22 protein-coding genes, 2 tRNA genes and 1 pseudogene are annotated in these 23,053 nt (G+C 59.2%); 21 read left to right on the top strand and 4 right to left on the bottom strand.

The genetic code is table 11. From position 1 onward, the window contains the following. Positions 1-83 precede the first annotated feature (83 nt). The 6 genes and pseudogenes from CKW29_RS07320 to CKW29_RS07295 all read left to right on the top strand — a co-directional run. Positions 84-2,309 (top strand): AsmA family protein, encoded by a 2,226-nt coding sequence (locus CKW29_RS07320; protein ID WP_095144574.1) that lies wholly within the window; start codon positions 84-86, stop codon positions 2,307-2,309. Beyond that, positions 2,306-3,373 (top strand): A/G-specific adenine glycosylase, encoded by a 1,068-nt coding sequence (gene mutY / locus CKW29_RS07315; protein ID WP_095148212.1) that lies wholly within the window; start codon positions 2,306-2,308, stop codon positions 3,371-3,373. Before CKW29_RS07320 ends, mutY begins: the two co-directional genes overlap by 4 nt. Beyond that, positions 3,370-3,642, top strand: a complete 273-nt coding sequence (locus tag CKW29_RS07310; RefSeq protein WP_095144572.1) for an oxidative damage protection protein — start codon at positions 3,370-3,372, stop codon at positions 3,640-3,642. Before mutY ends, CKW29_RS07310 begins: the two co-directional genes overlap by 4 nt. 103 nt (positions 3,643-3,745) lie before the next feature. Continuing rightward, a tRNA-Phe gene (locus CKW29_RS07305) sits at positions 3,746-3,821 on the top strand. A 103-nt stretch (positions 3,822-3,924) separates the two neighbouring features. Beyond that, positions 3,925-5,028: a hypothetical protein gene (locus CKW29_RS07300; RefSeq protein ID WP_095148211.1), complete on the top strand. Its 1,104-nt coding sequence runs from the start codon at positions 3,925-3,927 to the stop codon at positions 5,026-5,028. A 163-nt stretch (positions 5,029-5,191) separates the two neighbouring features. Beyond that, positions 5,192-5,368, top strand: a pseudogene (locus CKW29_RS07295) (type I restriction-modification system subunit M N-terminal domain-containing protein); the annotation flags it as partial. Between the two features lie 132 nt (positions 5,369-5,500). Here CKW29_RS07295 and CKW29_RS07290 read toward each other — a convergent pair. Then, positions 5,501-5,803, bottom strand: coding sequence for a hypothetical protein (locus CKW29_RS07290; protein WP_256577035.1), 303 nt, complete (start codon positions 5,801-5,803; stop codon positions 5,501-5,503). Positions 5,804-5,951: 148 nt separating this feature from the next. After that, positions 5,952-6,404 (bottom strand): hypothetical protein, encoded by a 453-nt coding sequence (locus CKW29_RS07285; protein ID WP_095144570.1) that lies wholly within the window; start codon positions 6,402-6,404, stop codon positions 5,952-5,954. Between the two features lie 261 nt (positions 6,405-6,665). Between CKW29_RS07285 and CKW29_RS07280 the strand changes: the two genes are divergently transcribed. The 4 genes from CKW29_RS07280 to CKW29_RS07265 all read left to right on the top strand — a co-directional run bounded on the left by CKW29_RS07280 (position 6,666) and on the right by CKW29_RS07265 (position 9,679). Further along, positions 6,666-7,718 carry a YhcG family protein gene (locus CKW29_RS07280; RefSeq protein WP_095144569.1) on the top strand — a complete coding sequence of 351 codons (1,053 nt, stop codon included), beginning with the start codon at positions 6,666-6,668 and terminating at the stop codon, positions 7,716-7,718. A gap of 71 nt (positions 7,719-7,789) precedes the next feature. Further along, on the top strand, positions 7,790-8,764 hold the full coding sequence (locus tag CKW29_RS07275) for an alpha/beta fold hydrolase (protein WP_095148210.1): 975 nt from the start codon (positions 7,790-7,792) through the stop codon (positions 8,762-8,764). A 38-nt stretch (positions 8,765-8,802) separates the two neighbouring features. Further along, positions 8,803-9,219: a hypothetical protein gene (locus CKW29_RS07270; protein WP_095144567.1), complete on the top strand. Its 417-nt coding sequence runs from the start codon at positions 8,803-8,805 to the stop codon at positions 9,217-9,219. A 7-nt stretch (positions 9,220-9,226) separates the two neighbouring features. Then, the gene (locus CKW29_RS07265; RefSeq protein ID WP_095148209.1) at positions 9,227-9,679 is read left to right on the top strand and encodes a hypothetical protein; all 453 of its coding nucleotides are present in this window, start codon (positions 9,227-9,229) and stop codon (positions 9,677-9,679) included. Between the two features lie 73 nt (positions 9,680-9,752). On the opposite strand, the gene gabP is transcribed toward CKW29_RS07265, so the two are convergent. Next, positions 9,753-11,144 carry a GABA permease gene (gene gabP / locus CKW29_RS07260; RefSeq protein ID WP_095144565.1) on the bottom strand — a complete coding sequence of 464 codons (1,392 nt, stop codon included), beginning with the start codon at positions 11,142-11,144 and terminating at the stop codon, positions 9,753-9,755. A 552-nt stretch (positions 11,145-11,696) separates the two neighbouring features. On the opposite strand from gabP, the gene CKW29_RS07255 reads away from it, so the two are divergent. From CKW29_RS07255 to CKW29_RS07200, 11 genes are all read left to right on the top strand, one after another. Then, positions 11,697-12,470, top strand: coding sequence for an ABC transporter ATP-binding protein (locus tag CKW29_RS07255; protein ID WP_095077931.1), 774 nt, complete (start codon positions 11,697-11,699; stop codon positions 12,468-12,470). A 13-nt stretch (positions 12,471-12,483) separates the two neighbouring features. After that, positions 12,484-13,239, top strand: a complete 756-nt coding sequence (locus tag CKW29_RS07250; protein ID WP_095148208.1) for an ABC transporter substrate-binding protein — start codon at positions 12,484-12,486, stop codon at positions 13,237-13,239. Positions 13,240-13,316: 77 nt separating this feature from the next. Then, positions 13,317-14,012 (top strand): ABC transporter permease, encoded by a 696-nt coding sequence (locus tag CKW29_RS07245; protein ID WP_095144562.1) that lies wholly within the window; start codon positions 13,317-13,319, stop codon positions 14,010-14,012. Beyond that, entirely contained in the window at positions 14,009-14,698 is a 690-nt protein-coding gene (locus tag CKW29_RS07240; RefSeq protein ID WP_095077928.1) for an ABC transporter permease, read from the top strand. Before CKW29_RS07245 ends, CKW29_RS07240 begins: the two co-directional genes overlap by 4 nt. Beyond that, positions 14,679-15,908, top strand: coding sequence for a methyltransferase (locus CKW29_RS07235; RefSeq protein ID WP_095148207.1), 1,230 nt, complete (start codon positions 14,679-14,681; stop codon positions 15,906-15,908). Before CKW29_RS07240 ends, CKW29_RS07235 begins: the two co-directional genes overlap by 20 nt. A 298-nt stretch (positions 15,909-16,206) precedes the next feature. Further along, complete coding sequence (locus tag CKW29_RS07230; RefSeq protein ID WP_095148206.1) at positions 16,207-17,448, top strand: nucleoside deaminase; 1,242 nt, start codon at positions 16,207-16,209, stop codon at positions 17,446-17,448. Between the two features lie 164 nt (positions 17,449-17,612). Continuing rightward, positions 17,613-18,434, top strand: coding sequence for an FkbM family methyltransferase (locus tag CKW29_RS07225; protein ID WP_095148205.1), 822 nt, complete (start codon positions 17,613-17,615; stop codon positions 18,432-18,434). 234 nt (positions 18,435-18,668) lie between these two features. After that, positions 18,669-18,744 (top strand) — tRNA-Thr (locus CKW29_RS07220). 161 nt (positions 18,745-18,905) lie between these two features. Further along, entirely contained in the window at positions 18,906-20,225 is a 1,320-nt protein-coding gene (locus tag CKW29_RS07215; protein ID WP_095148204.1) for an integrase arm-type DNA-binding domain-containing protein, read from the top strand. Positions 20,226-21,004: 779 nt separating this feature from the next. After that, positions 21,005-21,988 (top strand): hypothetical protein, encoded by a 984-nt coding sequence (locus CKW29_RS07205; RefSeq protein WP_095148202.1) that lies wholly within the window; start codon positions 21,005-21,007, stop codon positions 21,986-21,988. Next, positions 21,985-22,668, top strand: coding sequence for a hypothetical protein (locus tag CKW29_RS07200; protein ID WP_047272871.1), 684 nt, complete (start codon positions 21,985-21,987; stop codon positions 22,666-22,668). The genes CKW29_RS07205 and CKW29_RS07200 overlap by 4 nt, the downstream gene beginning before the upstream one ends. Positions 22,669-22,704: 36 nt before the next feature. Here the strand turns inward: CKW29_RS07200 and CKW29_RS07195 are convergent. Beyond that, positions 22,705-23,053, bottom strand: a 349-nt coding sequence (locus tag CKW29_RS07195) for a transposase (RefSeq protein WP_143496847.1), incomplete at its 5' end; no start/stop codon positions are given.

Below are 23,053 nucleotides of genomic sequence, written 5' to 3'. Positions count from 1 at the left end.
CGCGATCACTGACCAGTCGTCAGTTTCCGGGCGCTATACTCCCCGGCTAAATTTCGAATTTGACTCTCTACAAGGACTCGCCCATGAAAGCGTTCGGCAAAATCCTGGGTCTGGTACTTCTCGGGCTGTTGCTGATCATTGTGGCCCTGGGCTTTGCCCTGACCCACTTCTTCGATCCCAACGACTACAAAGAAGAGATACGCCAGATTGCCCGCGACAAGGCCCACATCGAGCTGACGCTCAATGGCGATATCGGCTGGAGCCTGTTCCCCTGGCTCGGCCTTGAACTGCATGAAGCCAGCGTTGCCACCCTGGCCAACCCCACCGCTCCCTTCGCCGACCTGCAAATGCTCGGCCTGTCGGTGCGGGTCTTGCCGCTGTTGCGTCGCGAAGTGCAGATGAGCGACGTCCGCGTCGAAGGCCTGAACCTGCGCCTGAATCGCGACAAGGACGGCCACGGTAACTGGGAAGACATTGGCAAACCCGTGCCAGTGGCCGGCAAACCTGACTCACCGGCGGGCAGCAGCGAGCCGGTCAGCCAAACCCCGGCCGCAGTGGAAAAACCTGCCCAACCGATGCGCCTCGACATCGACAGCCTGACCGTGAACAACGCCCGGGTCGAATACACCGATGAGCGCACCGGCAAGCAGTTCAGTGCCGAGAGCATCCAACTGAGCACCGGCCCGGTGCACGATGCGACCAACATCAAGGTCAAGCTGACCGCCTTTCTGGCCAGCAACCAGCCGGTTCTGCGGGTCCGTACCGAACTCAACGGCGAACTGCGCTTCGAGCGCGCCCTGCAGCGCTACAAGTTCGAAGACATGAAGCTGACGGGCGAACTCACTGGCGAGCCCCTGCAAGGCAAGACCGTGACCTTTGGCGCACAAGGCCAATTACTCCTGGATAAAGCGGCCAACGTCGCCGAATGGACCGGCATCAAGCTGTCTGCCAACCAACTGCGCGCTTTGGGTGAGCTGAAGGTCAACGACCTGGACAAGACGCCGCAAATCAGCGGCGGCCTGTCGATCGCCCAGTTCGACCTGGCAAAATTCGTCGACAGCATCGGGCAAAAACTCCCGGCCATGGCCGAAGGCAGCCTGAGCAAAGTCGAACTGGTCAGCCGCCTGGCGGGCACGCCGACCAGCCTGTCGCTGGACAACATCAACCTGAAACTCGATGACAGCACTTTCAGCGGCCGCATCGCCGTCGAGGATTTCGCCAGGCAAGCGCTGCGCGTGCAGCTCAAGGGCGATACCTTCAATGCCGATCGCTACCTGCCGCCAAAATCCGCCGAAGCCAACAGTGCGGCCGTGGCGCGCAAGTCGGAAGTCAGCAGCACCGAAGCTGACGCCATGGCCGGCGCGGGCAACACGTCACTGCCCAATGCCCCCACCAAAGGCGCCTGGAGCAACGACAAGCTGATTCCGGCGGAACGCCTGAGCAAGCTGGACCTGGACGCCGACCTGACCTTTGGCCAACTGACCCTCGACAAGCTGCCGATCCAGAATGCCGCACTGAAAGCCAGCGGCCAGGGTGGCCTGCTGACCCTGCAGAACCTGAGCGGCGAGCTGTACAACGGCACATTCAACGCCAAGGGCACGCTCGACGTGCGTCAACCTGTGCCCGCGCTGAGCATGCAAACGGCAATCAGCCGGGTACCCGCGGAAAAAATCCTCGAAAGCCAGGGCAAGAACCCGCCGGTCAAAGGCCTGGTCACGCTCAACAGCAACCTGACCGCCAACGGCAACAGCCAGAAGACCCTGATCGACAGCCTCAACGGTACGGCCGGCTTTGTGATCAACGACGGCGTACTGCTCAATGCCAACCTTGAACAGCAGTTGTGCAAAGGCATCGCCACCCTGAACCGCAAAACCCTCAGCGGCGAGCCGCGAGGCAAGGACACCCCCTTCCAGGAGCTCAAGGGCAACCTGACCGTGCGCAATGGCGTGGCCAGCAACCCGGACCTGAAAGTGCGCATCCCGGGCATGACCGTCAACGGTAACGGCGACGTCGACCTGCGCGTGCTGGGCATGGACTATCGCGTGGGCATCATCGTCGAGGGCGACAAGAGCGACATGCCGGACCCGGCCTGCCAGGTTAGCGAAAAGTTCGCCGGCATCGAATGGCCGCTGCGCTGCCGTGGCCCGCTGGAACTCGGAGCCAAGGCTTGCCGCCTGGACAACGAGCGCCTCGGCCAGGTCGCCAGCAAACTGGCCGGCAACAAGCTCAGTGACAAAATCGATGAGAAGCTTGGCGACAAAGTCAGCCCAGAACTGAAAGACGCACTCAAGGGGCTGTTCAAGCGATGAGAGCCGAGCAGTTTTCAACCGCGGTACTGGACTGGTACGACCGCCACGGACGCCACGACTTGCCCTGGCAACAGGGCATCACCCCGTATCGGGTGTGGGTTTCGGAAATCATGTTGCAGCAGACCCAGGTCAGCACGGTACTGAACTACTTCGACCGCTTCATGGCCTCGCTGCCAACGGTCGAAGCCCTGGCGGCCGCGCCGGAAGACGAAGTGCTGCACCTGTGGACCGGGCTGGGTTACTACACCCGCGCCCGCAACCTGCAAAAGACCGCGAAAATCGTGGTGGCCGAGTACGGTGGCGAGTTTCCACGCGACGTGGAGAAACTCACTGACCTGCCCGGCATCGGCCTGTCCACTGCCGGCGCCATCGCCAGCCTGAGCATGGGCCTGCGCGCACCGATCCTCGACGGCAACGTCAAGCGGGTGCTGGCACGCTTTACCGCGCAAGAGGGTTACCCGGGCGAACCCAAGGTCGCCAAACAGCTGTGGGCCACCGCAGAGCGCTTTACCCCCCAGAACCGCGTCAACGCCTACACCCAGGCGATGATGGACATGGGCGCCACCCTCTGCACCCGCAGCAAGCCAAGTTGCATGCTGTGCCCGTTGGAAAAGGGCTGTGAGGCGCACATGCTTGGCCTGGAGACACGCTACCCGATCCCCAAGCCACGCAAGAGCGCGCCACAGAAGCGCACGCTGATGCCGCTGCTGGCCAACCGCAAGGGTGCCATCCTGCTTTACCGTCGCCCTTCCACGGGCTTGTGGGGTGGTTTGTGGAGCCTGCCGGAACTGGACGACCTCGGCGACCTGGAACATCTGGCCCTGCAACACTCGCTGGAACTGGGCCAACACACCGAGCTGCCCAACCTGGTCCACACCTTCAGTCATTTCCAGCTGGCCATCGAACCCTGGCTGGTCCAGGTCCAGGAGACCGGCCATCACGTGGCCGAGGCTGACTGGCTCTGGTATAACCTCGCCACCCCGCCGCGCCTGGGCCTTGCCGCCCCGGTGAAAAAACTGCTCAAGCGCGCGGCCGACGTATTGAACGCAGGAGAGTCCTCATGACCCGCACCATCATGTGCCGCAAGTACAAAGAAGAATTGCCCGCCCTGGAGCGCGCTCCATTCCCGGGCGCCAAGGGTCAGGACATTTTTGACCACGTCTCGGCCAAGGCCTGGGCCGACTGGCAAAAACACCAGACCCTGCTGATCAACGAGAAACGCCTGAACATGATGAACGCCGAAGACCGTAAATATCTTCAGGGCGAAATGGACAAGTTCTTCTGCGGCGAGGATTACGCCAAGGCCGAAGGCTACGTTCCACCTGCTGAATAACCCCGTAAAAACGGGGGTTGGATCGTAAGCGACGGTAATAATTAAAATTTTTTTGAAAACTTGCTTGACGACCCCCTGAAAAACCCGTTTAATGCGCCCCGTTGCCCAGATAGCTCAGTCGGTAGAGCAGGGGATTGAAAATCCCCGTGTCGGCGGTTCGATTCCGTCTCTGGGCACCAAATACCGAAAACCCTGAATCGCAAGATTCAGGGTTTTTTTTATGCCCGCAGGAAAGTGAAATCAACAAAACTGCTCGAAATCCCACAAGGACGAATCACACGCATGGATATGCAAACCACTGGCAACCCACCCAAAGGTCACAAAGCTCAAGCTGGTGAATCGCAATTTCGGTTGCTGGACAAAGTTTTCGATTTCATCGAAAAGCACAACTGGAAGCTTTTCCACATTGCGTCACTGGCGTTTGGTTTCTTGATCTTCCTGATCTATTTCTGCCAAAACCACTTCTATCCCGATTTCGACCTATTCAGTTTCGTATCGCTTCTGGCAGCGGCAGCACTCATGGGCAGCCTGATGGTCCTGATGATTGGCTTTGGCTTTACAGCGCCTGGCTGGATCTGGTCAGAAGCATTTTTCAGCGACAAGCCCGTACGTAAAGAGCTGGAGTATCGAATTAACAACAACTCCCCCAAAGAAAATTTGGATCGGAGCCTGATCAACCGCTATTTCTTTGCGCCCGGATTCTGCTGCCTGACCATTTTGTGGATGGCTATCTACTTTTTTTCTAATGACGGTAGCGCCTATACCATCGGCTTGCTGACTGGTCCCGCACTAACCGGCCTTGTGTTCGGCTGGTCCCTGCAAAAGAACTACGAGCTACCGCCCTACAGTTGGCTGAAGTTCACCATCACTGCGTTCCTGGTATTTTCCATCGGCAATCTCGTAGCGCTTTTGTCCGCACTAGCGATGGACAAGGGCGTCCCTGAGGTGGCCGAAACCATGGGTGACTATCCGTTCATGGGCCTTTGCTTTCTTGCCTCCCTGTCGATATTTACCGCAATCGCTGCGGTGATCAGAAAAAGCCAGCGCTATGTACTCATCGTCAGCCCGCTACTTGCCATCATGTTGATGCTATGGACCAACACCTGGAGTGCGCTTCCGGACAAAATCGTCAACACATTGGGGCTAGGCAACTACCAGGCAGAACAAGTACTGCTGAGCAGCGACCTCTGCGAAAAATACAAAGCCATAGAGGGCTACGGCGTCAAAGACGACTGTGCGTTGAATGATGTCCACGTAATCTGGTCGATGGGAGGTCTTTCCGTCATCAAGTGGCAAATTGCAGATCACGAGATCAAAGTGAAAATCCCCAGCAGCACAATCCTCTCCATCAGACTTGCAGTGCCCAAAAAAAGAGCTGACACGTAATCAACCAAGGCCCTGCCATTCGCCTGATGGCGACTCGCCTTTTCAGGGCCTTGCTGCACAGTGATGATCGTTCTCCAGCCGGGTTAGCCCGCTTTACGCCCTCCCTTGCTGCACGGCCCGTGCCGGTCATTGCCGGCGCTCGCATGCATTGAGAGGAACACCTGTGAACCAGCAAAACCTGGCCGATTTCATCTGGAACGTAGCAGACGTATTGCGTGGTGACTTCAGGCAATCGGAGTTCGGTCGTATCATCCTGCCGTTCACTGTGCTGCGTCGGCTGGAATGCGTGCTGGAGCCTACCCGTGACAAGGTGCGCACGCAGTTCACCGCCCTGAAGGGCAGCCGCAATCAGCCAGTTGTTCAATGATGTGGCGTTCCAGTTCACATTCGTGGCGGATGTGGGACATGCGCGATCCTTTACAGCTAAATTTGGAGCCCGGTTTGAGCGGGGGAGAGTTTGTCTAGAGTTTGTCTAGATAGAGTCGTTTCCAGAGGGTTTCAGCATCCATCGGCCTTTGTGCAAACCACCTGATTTTTCAATGGTTTTATCGCGTGTCGACATCGCATTGAGCAGGTTGCGGAATTTGTTCTGCCTCTGCTTCTCGTCTAATGCGTCTGAAAGTTTGTCTAGGATCAAGGTGACCAGTTCGTCGCGGGAGGCTGAGCCGTAGTGCCTCAAGTAGTCCAGAATCAACGTCTTGCAACCCGTGACGTATTTATGACCGTGCTGTATGAGTTGTTGAAAAAAGATTCCGGGGGAGAGTTGATCGAACAATCACGCCACGGCTAAGGGCCAATAGCCAAGCCCCGAACCTTCGGGTGTGAGCACCAAGGCCCTGTTCGCAGCGAAAACTTGAGACAGGCGGCATGATCCCGCTGGGGTCATACTGCCTGTCTCTCGGTGGGCGACATCACCAAGGCACCTACTGAGCGTCATCCCAGTGGAAGACCAGATTGCGTGCAGCACCACCCGTGCCGATGTCCGCAACATCTCGCCGTTCCTGGCCATTACGCGAGGCGATGACCGAGTACTTGCCCGCAGGCAGTTTCACGTAAACCAGGGGACCTGCCTCGTTCAGAGTCAGTACGGTCTGCCCTGGGGCTTTTTGAATAAGCACATCGACGTCAGCCGTGTATTCGTTCTGCGCACCGACGGCGAATGTCATGTGCAGGTTGTAGCCCTGCGTTTGCTGAATGCTTTTGGACTCGTCCAGGCCGATACCGCCCGACAGGTAGGTAATCCCGTTTTGCTGTTGCGGCTGGACTTGCACGCCAGCGCTGTCTATCGGTTCAAGACTGGTGGCCTGCACCACGACGGGCAACATCAGCAAGCCGACAGCAGCGAGGGGCAACATGAATGAATGAACGTACTTCATGATGACAACTCCCGGGCTCTGCAGAACCCAATCGTTACTTTTCTTAGATTTCTTGTCGGCGAGTCGAGTTTTAGATCAATTTGTACTTGGGCTCACCTCGAAATGGACTACAGGTGATATTGCCTCGACATAAGGTGCAGTCAGCCTGGTCCCGCCAATCCGATAGCCACTTCCTGCCGACTGACCAGCCGCGCCCGGCATCATCGACCACCCCACTCCTGAGACCCTCCCCTGCCTGCTCTTTCAGCCGCGGAAGCACTCATGAGCCAAATCAAAACCGACTCTCAAGACCCACAACTCGCCTCGCTGCTGGGCCATCTTGGCGAACTGATCCGCCAGGCTCGCCAGAAGGTGCTGCGTGCAGTGGATACCGCTCAGGTGCAAACCTGCTGGCAGATCGGGCGACATATTGTGGAGTTCGAGCAGGAGGGTGCCCGACGCGCCGCGTATGGCAAACAACTGTTATCTACGCTGGCGAAAGCACTGATGGCGGAGTTTGGAAAAGGTTTTGATGAGCGCAACCTGCGGTACATGAGGGACTTCTATCAAACCTTTCCAATTTGGAACGCAGTGCGTTCCGAATTGAGCTGGACCCACTACCGTAGACTCTTGTGCGTTGACAATGACCACGCCCGACACTGGTACATGAACGAATCGGCCACCCAGAACTGGTCGACCCGCGCCCTGGAACGCCAGATCAACACGCTCTACTACGAACGCCTACTGGCAAGCCGCGATCGCTCTGCCGTGGAACAAGAGGCCGCCACCCAAACCCAACGACTGATGACCACCCCTCGGAATTTCGTCCGCGACCCCGTGGTACTGGAATTTCTCGGCCTGCCCAATGCCGGCTCGGTTCTGGAAACAGATCTTGAGCAGGCATTGATCAACCAGCTTCAAGGCTTCCTGCTTGAACTCGGCAAAGGTTTCGCTTTCATCGCCCGCCAACAACGCATTAGTACCGAGAGCAAAGACTTCTACATCGATCTGGTGTTCTACAACTACCTGCTCAAGTGCTTCGTCATCTTCGACCTCAAGCGCGGCGAACTGACCCACCAGGATGTGGGCCAGATGGACATGTACGTGCGCATGTACGACGACCTCAAGCGTGGGGCGGACGACGGGCCTACCGTCGGCATTATTCTCTGCGCACAGAAAGATGAATCAGTCGTGCGGTATTCGGTGCTGCAAGGCAACGAACAACTGTTCGCCAGCAAGTACAAACTGGTGTTACCCAGCGAGGAAGAACTGCGCGCGGAACTGGATCGGGAACGGATTGCGCTCGAGGAACAGTTACTCAACCGAAAGTCCTGAAAGAGGCAGGTGATTGTTCACAGCCCACGGGAAGACTATCGTTGGCAGCTACCCGCAAAGGTCCGAAGCCAATGAATGTGCAGGACACCCCCTCAAGGGCACCGACTCAAATCGAGTTACCGCTGCCGGCGTTGCCTCTCAAGGCACCGTTCAAGGAACCCGCCGCCGACGGCTTCCCCCTTGGCGGTTTCACCTGGCGTCACGCCACCGCGGACGCCTCCCGGGCGGTCGTCATCATCAATGCCGCCACCTCCGTGCGCTGCCGCCACTACTCGCGCTTTGCCGACTACCTGTTCGCCAATGGCTTCGACGTCATCACCTATGACTACCGGGGTATCGGCGAGTCGCGGCCGGCTTCGCTCAAAGGGCTGCAAGCGAGCTGGAGCGATTGGGGCGCCCTGGACTTTGAAGCCATGCTCAAGCGTGCCCAGCGCGAATTCCCCGGCCAACCCATCGACGTGGTCGGTCACAGCTTCGGAGGCTGTGGGGCGGGCTTGGCGGACTCAGGGCACGTGATCCGCCGCCTGGTGACCGTCGGCGCGCAATTCGCCTACTGGCGCGACTACGCGCCCGCCCATCGCTGGCGCATGCTTGCCAAGTGGCATGTACTGATGCCACTGATCACGCTGCTCTGGGGTTATTTCCCCGGCAAGCGCCTGGGCTGGCTGGAAGATACGCCTGCCGGCGTGGTCCGCGACTGGAGCCTGTCCACCGCCCGCTACGAGAAGCGCTACAGCGGCCGCGTGATCCACGCCAGGGCCGGACAGCTACCCTTCGCTGCCGTGACTGCGCAAACCCTAGCTATCAGCCTCAGCGACGATCCCTACGGTACAATCCCGGCCATCGAACGCCTGCTGGGCTACTTCACCAGCAGTACCAACACCCACCTGCGAATCGCACCCGAAGACATCGGCGAGCAAGAAGTCGGACATTTCGCCTTTTTTCGCAGCCCATACCAAGCCACACTATGGCCCATTGCATTGTCCTGGCTGCAACACGGCGAACTGGCCCCCGATCATCCCGGGCGGCGAGTGCCGCGCAGCTGATCGACCTGCACCCTCTCACGACACACGGAACGACGCCCATGGCCTCCGCCAACAAGCAGCACAAACGCGCCACCCGCGCCAAAGCCAAGGCCAAGCACAACCGCGTCCAACGGGCCGCCGCGCCAGTGGAGCTGGACCCGAACGACGATCGCATCGACTTCGAGTCGGTGGACCTGACCGAACTGTTCAAGAAAATGATCGACGCCGAAAAAACCAGCCAGCAGGCGATGTGCGCAGCCTTCCTCGAAGACCCGCTGCTGGAGTTGGTGTACGAGCAGGAAGGCGAAGAAGGCGCGATGGACTTCATCCTCGCGGCCCTGATCGAATATCGCCAATGGTCCACCGAGACCGACGAGGCCGGCGCCCTGGCCTGGATCGAATCACCAGCCTTCCAGGCTGACTACGTGGCGGCGTCCGACGCCATCGCGGCTCAAACTCAACACAAAGCGAACTGAATCTCACATGGCATCCCCGAACAAGCAGCAAAAACGCGCCAAGCGCGCCAAGGCCAAGGCCAAGCAAATCCGCATGGTCGGCAGAAAGCCCCTTGCACTGGACGACGAGCCGGGCCACCTGGCCGAGCCGATCCCCGAGTACACCCTGGCAATGTTCAGCAAGATGCATGACGCGGAAGCCACCAGCCGCAACGACATGCTGCTGATCCTGCTGTCGGAGCTGAGCGGAATCATCAACGACCATCCAGAGCTGCTGGACATGGAGAACGCCGAGAACGAAGCCATGGCCGCCACTCACCTGGCCGCCGACATGTTGATCGACTACCGCATGTGGGCCGATGGCATGGACCGCGAAACCGCCCAGGCCTGGCTCACCGAGCCACAGTTCATCAGCGACTTCGGCCAGGCGCTGGACAGCTACCGCGAGTCGCTGGACGAACCGGACGAAAAGACTGAGTAACGCCTCTCGCTGCAAAAACAAAAACGGCCGCTTGTCATCCCTGACAGCGGCCGTTTTCGTTACGCGGATCGAATCAATTCAGTACCAGCGCACCAAGCTTTTCGCGCTGGCGACGACGTGACACCAGCAGGCCAGCCGCAACCACTAGCAAGCTGAGCAAGCCAGTCGCCAGGATCTCCATGCGATGGGCTTCCTGGAACAGCATGATCGTCAGCACGCCGATGATGAACAGGATCACCGCGTACGTCAGGCCAGGGAACAGCCACATGCGATAGGTGATGGTTTCACCTGCCGCCACGCGCTTGTGGCGCATGCGCAGTTGCGAAAACGCGATCACCAGGTACACCAGCAATGCGATAGCGCCGGAACTCGCCAGCAGGAACTGGAACACCGCCGCCGGCGCCACATAGTTGGCGAACACCGCCAGGAAAGCTGCGGCAGTGGACATAATCACCGCCCAGTAAGGCGTACCCGCACGGTTGGTGCGCTTGGCAGCCGCGGGCGCATCACCGCGCTTGCCCAAGGAGAAGAGCATGCGCGAAGCCGTGTACAGCGCCGAGTTCAGGCAGCTGGTCACGGCAATCAGGACCACCAGGTCAACGATCAGCTTGGCGTTCGGGATACCCATGCGGTCCAGCACGGTCTGGTAGGAACCGACCTGCGCCAGGCTCGGATCATTCCATGGCACCAGGGCGACAACAATGAAGATCGACACCAGGTAGAACAAACCGATCCGCCAGATCACCGAGTTGGTGGCCTTGGAGATCTGCTGGCCCGGGTTCTTCGACTCTGCCGCGGCAATGGTCACGATTTCAGTGCCCATGAACGAGAACATGGTGGTCAACATCGCAGCCAACACCGCGCCCATGCCGTTAGGCAGGAAACCCTGGGTGTCGAACAGGTGCGAAACACCGCTGACCTGGCTGTTGGGCAGGAAACCGAAGATCGCCAGCATGCCGAGGATCACAAAGCCGATGATCGCCACGACCTTGATCAAGGCGAACCAGAACTCGAACTCACCGTAGTGCTTCACGCTGAACAGGTTGGTTGCGGTCAGCAACAAGGTGATGACCAGCGTGAACACCCAGATCGCCACATCGGGGAACCAGGCATTGAGGATGGTCGCCGCGGCGTTGGCCTCCAGTGGAATCACCAGTACCCAGAACCACCAGTACAGCCAGCCGATGGTGAAGCCGGCCCAGTGGCCGATTGCCCGGTCGGCATAAGTAGAGAACGACCCGGTGTCGGGAGAGGCGACGGCCATTTCGGCCAGCATGCGCATCACCAGCACCACCAGCGTACCGGCGGCGGCATAGGCCAGCAGCACGGCGGGGCCGGCTTCGGCGATGGCGTGACCGGAACCGACAAACAGCCCGGCACCGATCACCCCGGCGATCGACAGCATGGTCACATGCCGCGGTTTGAGCCCCTGTTCGAGGTCGTTGGAGGATTGCGTACTGCTCATTGAAACTACCTTTACGAGGAAAGCGTGGGTACACCCTGCCCCGGGATTGCTTTTCGTAAAAAGAATCCAACAGAGCGTTCCTTATTCTGCACGCAATAATTGCGCCAAAATGTTACAGGCCTCCGGTTTACGCGGCCTACACAACGACCCATCTGCATTCGCAACCCATTGATGTTAATGGCATTTCGCCAGAGCGTTACCGTGCCACACACTTATTCAACGAACCAACGCGCCCAATACCCATGGAAAAAACCGCTCACGCACAATAAAAGTGCGGATCCGCAACGTTTGGCCGGTTTGCGCTTCCAACACCCGCCCAAAGCTGGCACCATCGCGCCTTTTTTTACGCGACACCCACGCAGGCACGGCTTCAAACGGATGTTCGGTTGTTGATGGCGCGACAGTCTGCTGCGCTGATGCGACAACCGGATACACACTGCTCGTCTACACCCGTGGGGCTGTTGGCCGCGATTCAAACGCTATGCTAGCTTGGCGCCTCGCCAGGACGGCCGCCGACAGCACAAGCACAACAGAACACAATGAGGACCGCACATGGCCGAGGCCACGCCCGCGCTTGAAATCCGCAACTTGCACAAACGCTACGGCCAGCTTGAGGTGCTCAAAGGCGTCTCGCTGACCGCCCGCGACGGCGATGTGATCTCGATCCTGGGTTCCTCCGGTTCCGGCAAGTCCACGTTCCTGCGCTGCATCAACCTGCTGGAAAACCCGCATCAGGGTCAGATTCTGGTGGCCGGCGAAGAGCTCAAGCTCAAACCAGCGAAAAACGGCGAACTGGTCGCCGCCGATGGCAAACAGATCAACCGCCTGCGCAGCGAAATCGGTTTTGTGTTTCAAAACTTCAACCTGTGGCCGCACATGACGGTGCTCGACAACATCATCGAGGCGCCACGCCGCGTGCTGGGGCAGAGCAAAGCCGAAGCCATTGAAGTGGCCGAAGCCTTGCTGGCCAAGGTCGGCATCGCCGACAAACGCCACGCCTACCCCGCGCAACTGTCCGGTGGCCAGCAACAACGCGCCGCCATTGCCCGCACCCTGGCGATGCAACCCAAGGTCATCCTGTTCGATGAGCCGACTTCCGCGCTTGACCCGGAAATGGTTCAGGAAGTACTAAACGTGATCCGCGCCCTGGCCGAAGAAGGCCGTACCATGCTGCTGGTCACCCATGAAATGGGCTTTGCCCGTCAGGTTTCCAGTGAAGTGGTGTTCCTTCACCAAGGCCTGATCGAAGAGCAAGGATCGCCACAGCAGGTGTTCGACAACCCGCTTTCGGCGCGCTGCAAACAATTCATGTCCAGCAACCGCTAACGGAGCTAACCGCATGCAGACCTACAAGAAATTCTTCCTGGCCGCGGCCGCCACCCTGGTGTTCTCGGCCAACGCAATGGCCGCCGACAAACTGAAGATGGGCATCGAAGCCGCCTACCCTCCGTTCAACAACAAAGATGCCAGCGGCCAGGTGGTCGGTTTCGACAAAGACATCGGCGACGCCCTGTGCGCCAAGATGAAGGTCGAGTGCGAAGTCGTCACCTCCGATTGGGACGGCATCATCCCGGCACTCAACGCCAAGAAGTTCGACTTCCTGGTGTCCTCGCTGTCGATCACCGACGAGCGCAAGCAGGCCGTTGATTTCACCGAACCGTACTACTCCAACAAGCTGCAGTTCATCGCGCCGAAAAACACTGAGTTCAAGACCGACAAGGACTCGCTCAAGGGCAAGACCATCGGTACTCAGCGCGCCACCCTGGCCGGTACCTGGCTGGAAGACACCTACGGCGACGACATCAAGGTCAGCCTCTACGACACCCAGGAAAACGCCTACCTGGACCTGACCTCCGGTCGCGTCGACGGCATCCTCGCGGACAAATACGCCAACTACGACTGGCTGAAGAGCGACGCCGGCAGGAACTATGAGTTCAAAGGCGACCCGGTGGTGGAAAGCGACAAGATCGGCATCGCCGTGCGCAAGGGTGACAACGACCTGCGCAACAAGCTGAACGCCGCACTGAAGGAAATCGTCGCTGACGGCACCTACAAGAAAATCAACGACAAGTACTTCCCGTTCAGCATCTATTGATTCTGACGTGCCTGACCGGTGCCGCCCAGGGTGGCGCCGGTTCTTAGCAAAGCCTGCTGTAACTTGAATAGACATCCATGATTATCGATCTCCAAGGATTCGGCCCGGCGCTCGCCGCTGGAGCGCTGATGACTGTCAAGCTGGCCCTTTCGGCATTGTGCCTGGGGCTGGTGCTGGGCCTGCTCGGCGCCTTGGCCAAAACCTCATCGCACAAGTCGCTGCAGTGGCTTGGCGGTACCTATTCGACCCTGGTGCGTGGCATCCCGGAATTGCTCTGGGTGCTGTTGATCTACTTCGGCACCGTCAACCTGATGCGCGCGCTGGGGGAGTTTTTCGGCAACCCTGACCTGGCGCTCAACGCCTTCGCCGCCGGCGTGATTGCCCTGGGCCTGTGCTTCGGCGCCTACGCCACGGAAGTGTTCCGTGGGGCAATCCTGGCCATCCCCAAGGGCCACCGCGAAGCGGGCGTCGCCCTGGGCCTGTCGAAGTGGCGGATCTTCACCAAGCTGATCATGCCGCAGATGTGGCGCATCGCCCTGCCGGGGCTGGGCAACCTGTTCATGATCCTGATGAAGGACACCGCACTGGTGTCGGTCATCGGCCTGGAAGAAATCATGCGTCACGCGCAAAACGGCGTCACCATGACCAAGCAGCCGTTCACCTTCTACATGGTTGCCGCCTTCATGTACCTGGGTCTGACGGTGATCGCCATGACCGGTATGCACCTGCTGGAAAAACGCGCCGCTCGCGGCTTTGCCCGGAGCACGCAATGAACTGGGAAGTCATCATCAAGTGGCTGCCGAAACTGGCCCAGGGTGCCACCCTGACCCTGGAACTGGTCGCGATCGCGGTCATTCTCGGCCTGCTGCTGGCCATTCCGCTGGGGATCGCCCGTTCGTCGAAACGCTGGTACGTGTGCGCCTTGCCCTATGCGTACATTTTCTTCTTCCGTGGCACACCGCTGCTGGTGCAACTGTTCCTGGTCTACTACGGCCTGGCGCAGTTCGATGCGGTGCGCAGTAGCGTGCTGTGGCCGTACCTGCGCGATCCGTTCTGGTGCGCCACCGCCACCATGACGCTGCACACCGCCGCCTACATCGCCGAGATTCTGCGAGGCGCGATCCAGGCCATTCCACCGGGCGAAATCGAAGCGGCCCGGGCGCTGGGCATGTCACGGCCCAAGGCCCTGTTCTACATCATCCTGCCACGTGCCGCGCGCATCGGCCTGCCGGCCTACAGCAACGAAGTGATCCTGATGCTCAAGGCCAGCGCCCTGGCCAGTACCGTGACCTTGCTGGAACTGACCGGCATGGCCCGCACCATCATCGCCAGGACCTACCTGCCGGTAGAGATCTTCTTCGCCGCGGGCATGTTCTACCTGCTGATGGCCTACGTCCTGGTGCGTGGCTTCAAGCTGCTGGAGCGCTGGTTGCGCGTCGATGCCTGCCAGGGACGTTGATCTGCCGGTGCTGACGGGCGAGCACCTGCTCGCCCGCTTCACGGCACTGAACGCCTTCCTGACCGAACATCAGGCACTCTGGCGGCCACGACCCTTTACCCATCGGCAACTGCCGTGGGAAGCCGACCATCCAGCGCTCGCCGACTGGTTGCGCCAGCGTTCGCTGGAAGACGCGGAAACCAGCCACAACCACCCTGAGCGCCTGCCAGCCCCCGCGCCCTTCCCGGCACTGGCGGCGCGGTCGATGGTCCTCAGCGCGGTCGGTGACTTGCCCACCCAGGCCATTGAGCCCGCATCCCCGCGCTTGAACGTCGACGTACCCGGGCGCAAGTGGCAGCAGATCGAAGCCTTCGCCAGCTGCCTGCAGTTCGCTGAGAAACCCCGGCACTGGCTGGACTGGTGCGCAGGCAAGGGCCACCTGGGACGACGCCTGCTGCAAGCCGGCCAGCAGTTGACCTGCCTGGAATACGACCCGGCGCTGATTGCCAGCGGTCAGGCGCTGAGCCAGCACCATCACCTTGATGCCGCGCACCTTCAACAAGACGTGATGGCCGCGGACACACCTGTGCGCCTGGACGCCGGCCAGACACCGGTCGCCCTGCACGCCTGTGGCGACCTGCATGTACGCCTGATGCAACTGGCCAGCCACGCAGGCTGCAAGCAACTGGCCGTCGCGCCGTGCTGTTATAACCGGATTGCAACCCGTCAGTACCAGGCGCTCTCCAGCGCCGGCAAACACTCGGGCCTGGTACTGTCCCACGATGACCTGGCCCTGCCGCTGAGCGAGACCGTGACCGCTGGGGCCCGCGTCCGACGCCAGCGCGACACGTCCATGGCCCGGCGCCTGGCGTTCGACCTGCTGCAACGGCAATTGCGAGGCATTGACGAGTACCTACCCACCCCATCGCTGCCCAGCGCCTGGCTGGACAAACCCTTCGCCGACTACTGCCATGACCTGGCCGCGCTCAAGGACTTGCCCACAGTCGGCACGCCGGATTGGCCAGCCCTGCAAGCCGCTGGCTGGCAACGCCTGGCCCAGATACGCAACCTGGAATTGCTGCGCGGCCTGTTCCGACGCCCGCTGGAGCTTTGGCTGGTGCTCGATCGCGCCCTGTTTCTCGAAGAACAGGGGTATGCCGTTCGCCTGGGACGGTTCTGTGAAACGCCTCTGACACCACGCAATCTGCTGCTGCTCGGTGAGCGCCGATAAACACCCCCGTACCTGTGGATAACTCTGTTGATGAAATCTGCCAGAAGCCCATGGATCCAAGATTCAAGGCGAAAAACAGCCCTGTCCATTTTTTGCTCAGCCTGTAAAAAAACCCGGAAAACAGGCAGTTGCGCAGCAATGAGAACGGATCCACAAATCTGACATTTATCAAGGTGCAAAACAGCTCGTTGTGCATAAGCGTTAAGCCGAATGGTCATAACCGCCCTTGAAAACCTGAACTATCGTTGCCAAGCGCCAGAAATCTCTGCCGCTCACGACAGCAAGGAGCTGGGACACCATGATCACAGTGAACAGTGCCCAGGAAGCCGTCGATACCGTCGCCAACGAAGCCATTCTCGCCGCCCTTCAACAAACCTTCGCGGTGGGCGGGGCCATCATCCATAACGCCACGGGCGAGGTCATCGCGGCGCTGCATAACAACGTATTGATGCCTTTCCCCGGGAGCAACACCCCCTACTTCCTGCCTCATGACCCGACCGCTCACGGCGAACGACAGCTGGTGGACTGGTATTACGAGAACGCTGCATCACTGGGCCTGCCGCCACCTGGCCAACTGACGGTCGTCACCACCCTGGACCCTTGCGTCATGTGCGCCGGCTTCCTGCTGACGGCGGGCTTCAACGTCGCGGTAAGTGCGATCGACGACTACGCCGGGATCAACTACAACAGCCAGTTCAACTTCCCGTCCCTGCCACCGCAGATCCGTCAGCAGGCACAAAACACCTGGGGCTATTACGCAATCGCCGCGCCCGTCAGCCGAGCCTACCAAGGCGCCAAGAGCCCGGTGTTCAGCGGCCAGAGCATCGACTCGGCAGCGTATTACCTCACCAGCTCGATCTTCTCGGCCAGCGTCAACACCGTACGCAAAGCGAGCAACAACAGCGGCCTCAATCCTTCGAAACTGAAAAACCCGGCCACGCTGCCGGCCAACAGTCCGGTTCGCCAGGCCTTGGCCGCACTGAGCCCCTACGCCCTGACCGTGCAATGCGCCAACCCACGGGACCCGGGTGCAGAGCTGGCGCCACCGCTACTGGCGACGGCGCAGCAAAGCTGCGTGTTCAACTCGGTGGCCCTGATCGACCCCTTTGGCAACTTGCTGGTATGCCTGGGTGGCGTGGAAAACCAGTCGCCGATTCGCACCGCGTTCATGGAAACCACCCGCGGCTATGCGGTGATGCGCTGGACCCTGATGAATGACCCGGACCCGGCGGTACGTGCCCAGGCCGAGCAATACCTGACGCATCCCAAGTACGGCACGTTCGTGTTCCTGTATGCGCCCGACCCGACCACGCCGCAGGCCGTGATGACCTTCGGGGCCTATGGCTCGACCATGGAAGGCCCGGTGCCACAAAGCTACCCGTCGAACCTGCAGTACGTACTGTTGCCGGGTAACACCACCGCTCAAGCGCTGTCGCAACTCGCCCAGAACCTGCCGCCCTTCTACACCCAGAGCGTGCAAGTGGCGCCTGCCCAGGTGCTGAGCCAGGACCTGATCAACACCGTCAAGAACGGCGTGTAACCGGTCAGGCGACAAGCCCTTCGAGCCCTTGAAGGGCTTGTCGCCGACACCCGTATTTGGCGGCTTTGCCGGCACACTTTTCCCGTGATGATCGCTACACTCCGACACCAGGTGCGCGGCTTGCGCGCCCGTTTCCCAGTCATTCGAGCTATCAGGAAGAGACCGTGACGTTCATTTCTTATGCACAGAACTTCGAAGACATACGGTTGTGGCGCGCACTGAAATACTACGAGAACGGCTTCTACATCGACGTAGGCGCCAATCAGCCGGTGTCCGACTCCGTCACCAAAGCGTTCTACGAGCGCGGCTGGACCGGCATCAACATCGAACCGTTGCAGGTCTACCACGAGGCCCTGTGCCAAGACCGCCCCAAGGACATCAACCTGCAATGCGTAGCCGGCGAAACCGCCGAAGCCCTGACCTTCTACGCCATTGCCGGCACCGGGATGTCGACCCTGGAACCCAGCGTCGCCAAGGAACGCCTCGAGGCTGGCATGGACGTGCGCAGCCAGACCGTGCAATCGCGCACCCTGAGCTCCATCTGCGAAGAACACGTCAAAGGGCCGATCCACTTTCTGAAGGTCGACGTCGAGGGTCACGAAGAAACCGTGTTGCGCGGGATGGACTTCACTCAATGGCGCCCCTGGATCATCCTCGTCGAAACCCCGTGGACCCGCGACCAGACCTGGGAGCAACTGCTGATCGACGCCGGTTACCACCCGGTGCTGTTTGACGGCCTCAACACCTTCTACCTGGCCGAAGAACAGCTACACCTCAAAGGCGCCTTCGACCTGGCGCCGTGCAACATGGACGAGTTCCAGTTCTGCTACGGCCACAAATTCAGCTACCCGGTGTCAGACCTGGAACAGGCCCTGCAAGCCGAACGCCAACGCGCCGACCGCGCAGAATCCGAACTGCATGCGCTGCGCAACAGTCGTTCGTGGCGGGCGGTGGAAAAACTCAAGCGAGTGTTGTTGCGGGCGTAACGGCGAGGCGAAAACACTCGTTACGACGCCGCCGTCATTCACTCAACGATCAGGGACGCGCCCCGCCCGATCCGCCTGCACGCACGGCCCTATACCCTGAGCGAGTGAACAAAAACACCGCATTTACCCAAGCCCCACACCCCCGACAGGACCCCAACCAGAGCCCTGCGCAAAAATAGTCTGTTATCAGGGGTTTACAGACGCGAAGCACTCGCTATAATCGTCGCCCAACACGCCGGTATAGCTCAGTTGGTAGAGCAACTGACTTGTAATCAGTAGGTCCCGGGTTCGACTCCTGGTGCCGGCACCATACAAGGTTCCAGAGAAGGCTTTCAAAATCTCTGAAACCCCCGAAAAACCCGCCTTATGGCGGGTTTTTTCGTTTTGGCGTTCCGTCGGATTCCGGTGGCAGCCACAGCTAATAAGGGTAGTTTTAAGGATAGCTCCAGTTCGATATTGGGGAGTACCCTTATGGCCCGCACTACCGCCCCGCTCACAGACACCACCTGCCGCACAGCAAAGCCCCGAGAGCGCAAGTACAAGCTCTTCGACGGCGATGGCCTCTACCTGCTCGTGCAACCCAACGGCCGCAAAGGCTGGCGGCTCAGGTACGTGAGGCCCGATGGTCGCGAAGGCCTCACCGCCCTCGGGAGTTACCCGGTGGTGGGATTGGCCGACGCACGCCGTAAGCGGCTCGAACTCAAACAGCAGCTTGCCAACGGCATCGACCCCATCCAGTCCAAGCAGCAGGCCAAGGCCCAAGCCGTGATCAACGGGCGCACCTTCGAAAGCGTCGCGCTCGACTGGTATGCCGTCATGGTGCCCAAGTGGGCGCCGGGCCACGCCAAGACCGTACTCAGCAGGTTGAAGACCCACGTACTCCCTATCATCGGCGCTAGGGCAATCGTCGAGCTCGATACCCACGATCTCATGCAGCCACTTGAGGCGGTGACGAAGCGTGGCACCATCGACGTTGCACTCAGGATCAAGAACTACCTGCAAAGCATCATGCGCGAGGCCAAGCGCCTTCGGCTGATCACGGTGAACCCAGCTCACGACTTGGATGGCGCAGTCCAAGCGCCAAGGGTGACACACCGTCCCGCACTACCCTTATCGCGGCTACCAGAACTACAGGCGCGTATCGACACCTATAAAGGCCGAGCCCTCACCCGCCTGACGGTGATGCTGTCGCTGCACGTGTTCGTGCGCTCCAGCGAACTGCGCTTCGCACGATGGGGCGAATTCGACCTCAAGCGCGGGATCTGGGAGATCCCCGACACTCGTCCGGCGCTGGACGGCGTACCTTTTTCCACACGGGGTACAAAAATGGCCGGAGACATTCACCTTGTACCCTTATCCCCGCAAGCGGTGGCCTTGCTGGAACAGATCCACACGATCACCGGCAAATTCGACCTGGTGTTTGCCGGAGATGCCAAGCCGTGGAAACCGATGTCCGAGAACACGGTGAACGCTGCTTTGAGGACGATGGGCTACGACACCAAGGTGGACATCTGCGGCCACGGCTTTCGCGCCATGGCGTGTAGCGCGCTGATCGAGTCCGGGTTGTGGTCAGAGACGGCCATCGAGCGGCAGATGAGCCACAAGGAGCGCAACAATGTGCGCGCCGCGTATATCCACAAGGCCGAGTTCCTTGAGGAGCGCCGGATGATCATGACTTGGTGGAGCCGGTTTCTGGAGGCGAACCGTGAGGTCCATGTGACACCGCATGAGTTTGCCAAGCAGGCGGGTGAAAACGTCACGCGCATTCGCAGTGCCAGGTGGGCCGAGTAGCCCGCCGCCCCATCATCCCAAAACCGCTATGAAGTCACCCACAGCACTGCATTTGAAATGACCATGCGGATGATGGACGTCCTGAATTCGATTATGGACGCCATCGCCCGCAAGGACTATGAGAACAGACGCTGCAGGACACTCAGGGCATCGCCGAGGCCAAGGAGCGTGACAGGCTCAGGTTCCGGGTCGAGAGGACCTACAAAGGCCGCGCAGCGAACCATGAGCGCAACACCGCAATTCTGGCGATTTGGGATAGAGGTGGCAGCTGGTCGGAGGCCTGTGCGGCCACTGGCGCCTCTCGGAGCACGCTGCTGAGGCTCTTGAAGACCCGTGAGAATGCTGCGGCGTGAGTGTTCCGCTATCTGTTTTTTGGCTCGTTCGTACTTTTAACAGAAGCCCTCCGGCATGCTTGATGATTGAGAGCTGAACAACCTACAACAATCAATCGCCAGGCTGGTGCTTGTGAATCGGCAGAGTCGGGTGCTTCTTGTCGTTAGGCGGGTTTACATGCCGTCTGCGGTCGTCTTTTCCATCTTCGCGCTTTGGCTTCGGACCCGACTTGATATCAGTGAACATGTGTCCCCCTGTAAGCAACATGGATAGAGACCACAAACGGTAGCACATGGCCACACATTCGCCTGAATTTGAGGGAGCGCCGGGGTTCACAGGCCCAGCGCCAGATGCGTAATCCCCATCTGGCGCTACCCTCTGTTATTTCTCCGAAGTGATGTATGCTCTGGCCAGACAGTCACACTTGCCGCCTTGTGAGCCCGCTGATGAACATGATGTCTAACACGGACGTAGAAGCCTTTGTAGAGTCCCGCTTCGGTCAGAAGAAAGCCAAAACGTTGGGGCACATCGGCCAAGGCGGTGAGAACAATAAGAAAGGCGCTGATTTCGAAGGCGCTTATGCGGTCCACACAGTCTGCCGTATCGGGGCAACCAAGACCCCAGCTGAGTGTGCGCACTATCGCATCAGTTGCCAGGAAGCCGCATTCGTGGATGACCTATGTGTTCGGGAAGTGACGACCGGCCATAAGGTGAACTATCAAGCCAAGAATTCCGATGGGACAGCTGCGAACTGGGATGCAGAAATGCAGAACCGATTCGATATGCAGGCAATCATCGATGCTGACCACCACAAAGCGGCTAGCCATGAGCAGATCTTGGTGGTCAGCTCAGAAGCCAAAGCAGCGGCCAATGATGCAAAAATTCCTGTTGGAATGCGCCGTTTTTGCCGCTCTGAGTATTTCCCGTATGAGCACAGCTCCACTGAGCTCGTGATGGAGCACGGCCCGCTTCGGGATGCACTCACAGCACTGTGCGCGTCTGCAAGGTTGTCTCGGATGGATGAGGCCTATCGTCTCGTTCTCGGCCAATGGCATGCGGACAATCGGAACGGCCGCACCGTTCTAGATGTCCTAACGAAGGCTAAAGCGTCATCTCGACCCGATATTTTCGGCGGGTTCCACCCACCAGAGGTAGACCAGATGGTGGCAGCGAATGATGCTCCGAACACGCCACCGAAATGGCTCACTGAGCTACTTGACCGTTTCCAAATGGGATCGGTAGCGGTAGAATGCACCGCTTTTAAAATCAGCTACAATGGCATGGAAGTGAAGGTCGCAGTCAACGCAGCCGCTCCAGAGCCATCGAAGCTCTCCGAACTGCGCAGCCCTGGGGAGGTCCTCATGCTGCTGATGACAGTGGAAGCGGGAATGCTTGCTGATCGACAGCCCACAGGGGGAGACCAACAATGAGCATTGTTACTAGAAGCTACAGTGCCTTTGCTGCGGAAGAGGCCAAAGCAGGCCTCAGAAACCTGCTGTCGTTTGTGAACAACCCGGAGAGCTACTCTGGCGAGATGTTTAAGCTCGGCTCCCTCTTGGGGAAATTGCTGAGTGACAAGATTTCTCTGTCCGAAAGCTGCCTAGTTGCGGCTACTGCGGAAGATGCAGATTTCTTGGGCCGAGGCATTTATGACTCCCTCAAGCGGGAACACAAAACCAAAGCCGCTGTTTTCTGGAACAATCACTATCAAATTCCAGGTGGTAGCAGCATCGCTCCGGTCGTACACAAGTTCTTGGAACCTGGCTACGAGAGCACTCAGGTGCTCATCATTGCTAAGTCGATCATTTCTGGCAGCTGTGTAGTACGGACAAATCTTTTGGAGCTGATTGAAGATATCCAGCCTCAAAAGATCTTTATTGTTTCCCCGGTCATGCACAGCAAGTCCGAAGAGTCGTTGAGAAAAGAATTCCCACGCTTCATCGCGGACAAGTTCGAGTTTGTGGTTTTCGCTACAGATGCCGAGCGTACCGAATCGGGCGAAGTGAAACCTGGTATTGGCGGAGAGATCTATCCCCTTCTTGGCCTAGCGGATCAACCTGTACGCGTAGGATTCATGCCCAAGCTGGTCCAAGAGCTAGCAGCTCTCTGAAAAAGGCCCTCTTAATGAGGGCTTTTTTTTGGTTCTTCACGGATTACCGGGAAAGACGCTCTTGATCTTCATGAAAAAGAATTCGCTATCCCGGTAACCGTACGCCACCCGCTTGATGACCTTTATTCGATTGTTGATACCTTCCAACTGACCCGTATGCATCGGCCAGCGAACACGGCTGATGATGCCCCGCCAGTAACCCTTTAGTCGTTTGGCAAACTGGATCAGAGCTGGTATTTCGCTTTCATGAGCATGGTGCAGCCATTGCTTCCAGGCTGATCTCCAGCCCCAGGCGGTGCTCGGTGTCCAAAGCGTTTTGAGTTCAGCCTTCATCAAGTAGACCGTCATCAACGCTTGGTTGGCCGCCAGCAGATCTTCCAAACGG

Source organism: Pseudomonas sp. Irchel s3a18, from assembly GCF_900187535.1.
In the GTDB taxonomy this organism is placed as follows: Bacteria; Pseudomonadota; Gammaproteobacteria; order Pseudomonadales; family Pseudomonadaceae; genus Aquipseudomonas.
The sequence above is the reverse complement of the archived record's forward strand: the minus strand, read 5'-3'. Positions and strand labels throughout refer to the sequence as shown.

What these genes read in the sequence shown, in the direction of transcription:
- CKW29_RS07300 (WP_095148211.1), top strand. Translation starts at nt 3,925, where the DNA reads ATGGATATGCAAACCACTGGCAACCCACCCAAAGGTCACAAAGCTCAA.
- CKW29_RS07265 (WP_095148209.1), top strand. Translation starts at nt 9,227, where the DNA reads ATGGCATCCCCGAACAAGCAGCAAAAACGCGCCAAGCGCGCCAAGGCC.
- CKW29_RS07205 (WP_095148202.1), top strand. Translation starts at nt 21,005, where the DNA reads ATGAACATGATGTCTAACACGGACGTAGAAGCCTTTGTAGAGTCCCGC.
- mutY (WP_095148212.1), top strand. Translation starts at nt 2,306, where the DNA reads ATGAGAGCCGAGCAGTTTTCAACCGCGGTACTGGACTGGTACGACCGC.
- CKW29_RS07230 (WP_095148206.1), top strand. Translation starts at nt 16,207, where the DNA reads ATGATCACAGTGAACAGTGCCCAGGAAGCCGTCGATACCGTCGCCAAC.
- CKW29_RS07240 (WP_095077928.1), top strand. Translation starts at nt 14,009, where the DNA reads ATGAACTGGGAAGTCATCATCAAGTGGCTGCCGAAACTGGCCCAGGGT.
- CKW29_RS07245 (WP_095144562.1), top strand. Translation starts at nt 13,317, where the DNA reads ATGATTATCGATCTCCAAGGATTCGGCCCGGCGCTCGCCGCTGGAGCG.
- CKW29_RS07270 (WP_095144567.1), top strand. Translation starts at nt 8,803, where the DNA reads ATGGCCTCCGCCAACAAGCAGCACAAACGCGCCACCCGCGCCAAAGCC.
- CKW29_RS07215 (WP_095148204.1), top strand. Translation starts at nt 18,906, where the DNA reads ATGGCCCGCACTACCGCCCCGCTCACAGACACCACCTGCCGCACAGCA.
- CKW29_RS07275 (WP_095148210.1), top strand. Translation starts at nt 7,790, where the DNA reads ATGAATGTGCAGGACACCCCCTCAAGGGCACCGACTCAAATCGAGTTA.
- CKW29_RS07320 (WP_095144574.1), top strand. Translation starts at nt 84, where the DNA reads ATGAAAGCGTTCGGCAAAATCCTGGGTCTGGTACTTCTCGGGCTGTTG.
- CKW29_RS07235 (WP_095148207.1), top strand. Translation starts at nt 14,679, where the DNA reads ATGCCTGCCAGGGACGTTGATCTGCCGGTGCTGACGGGCGAGCACCTG.
- CKW29_RS07200 (WP_047272871.1), top strand. Translation starts at nt 21,985, where the DNA reads ATGAGCATTGTTACTAGAAGCTACAGTGCCTTTGCTGCGGAAGAGGCC.
- CKW29_RS07280 (WP_095144569.1), top strand. Translation starts at nt 6,666, where the DNA reads ATGAGCCAAATCAAAACCGACTCTCAAGACCCACAACTCGCCTCGCTG.
- CKW29_RS07250 (WP_095148208.1), top strand. Translation starts at nt 12,484, where the DNA reads ATGCAGACCTACAAGAAATTCTTCCTGGCCGCGGCCGCCACCCTGGTG.
- CKW29_RS07285 (WP_095144570.1), bottom strand. Translation starts at nt 6,404, where the DNA reads ATGAAGTACGTTCATTCATTCATGTTGCCCCTCGCTGCTGTCGGCTTG.
- gabP (WP_095144565.1), bottom strand. Translation starts at nt 11,144, where the DNA reads ATGAGCAGTACGCAATCCTCCAACGACCTCGAACAGGGGCTCAAACCG.
- CKW29_RS07310 (WP_095144572.1), top strand. Translation starts at nt 3,370, where the DNA reads ATGACCCGCACCATCATGTGCCGCAAGTACAAAGAAGAATTGCCCGCC.
- CKW29_RS07255 (WP_095077931.1), top strand. Translation starts at nt 11,697, where the DNA reads ATGGCCGAGGCCACGCCCGCGCTTGAAATCCGCAACTTGCACAAACGC.